This window comes from Planotetraspora silvatica, from assembly GCF_016863315.1.
GTDB classification, from domain to species: Bacteria; Actinomycetota; Actinomycetes; order Streptosporangiales; family Streptosporangiaceae; genus Planotetraspora; species Planotetraspora silvatica.
The window spans coordinates 1-1107 of record NZ_BOOQ01000097.1; the positions used below are offsets into that span (position 1 = coordinate 1).

Below are 1107 nucleotides of genomic sequence, written 5' to 3' on the forward strand. Positions count from 1 at the left end.
TAGTCGTTGCGTTTCTCGATGAACACCACGAAGTCGATCGCACCCGCGATCAACATGTGCGACGCCTCGATCGGCAACCGCTCCTCCGCCTGCAACGCATACGTCGAAATACGGTTGAAGACCTCCATCGACGAATTCGCATGAATCGTCGACAACGACCCGTCATTCCCCTGAGTCATCGCATTCAGCATCGTGACGATCTCGTCACCCAGCACCTCACCCACGATCACCCGCGACGGATTCATCCGCAGCGACCGCCGCACCAACTCCGCCATGGAGATCTCCCCCTGGCCCTCGGAGTTCGGCAACCGATGCTCAAACGCCACCACATTCGGATGCAACTCCTGAAACTGGTCCAACCCCAGCTCCAGCGCCCGCTCCACCGTGATCAACCGCTCATGCGCCGGAATCTCATTCGCCAACGCCCGCAACAACGTCGTCTTCCCCGCGTTCGTCGACCCCGCGATCATCACGTTCTTCCGCGCCGCCACCACCGCGGACAGGAAGCGACCGAGCTGACCGCTCACGGTCCCGTTGCCGACCAGGTCGCTGAGGAAGACCTTGCCCAGCCTCGCGCGGCGGATGGACAGAGACGGGCGGGAGGTCACGTCCATCACCGCCGACAACCGCGAACCATCCGGCAACCGCAGATCCAACTGAGGATTAGCCGTATCGAACGGCCGAGACGACAACCCCGAATACGCCGCCAGAATCTGAATCAACTCCACCAACTCCTCATCGGAGTCGGCCACCGGATCAGCCATCACCTCACGGCCATCCGCATAACTCACAAAAACCCGATCACACCCATTGACATCGATATTCTCGATCTCAGAATCATCCAACAACGGCTGCAACCGACCCACACCAAACAACGCGGCATGAACCCCCGCCGCCAACCCCTCCTCCTCCTCAGCCGTCGGAGGCGTCCGACCAACCCCGATCTCCCCCCGCGCGAACTCCTCCAACACCTGAGCGATCAACGCCCGCGCGAACTGCCGCTCATCCTCACCCGACATCGCCGCCACACCACCGGCCTGATCCAACCGACGCTGACGCGCCAGCCGATCACCCACCTCCTGCCGGAACCGCTTCACCAGCGAGTGG

General features: G+C 62.1%; 1 protein-coding gene. It reads right to left on the reverse strand.

The window, feature by feature from the left end; genetic code table 11:
• A partial coding sequence (locus tag Psi02_RS39750; RefSeq protein ID WP_203981088.1) for a TadA family conjugal transfer-associated ATPase occupies positions 1-1107 on the reverse strand: 1107 nt, incomplete at both ends.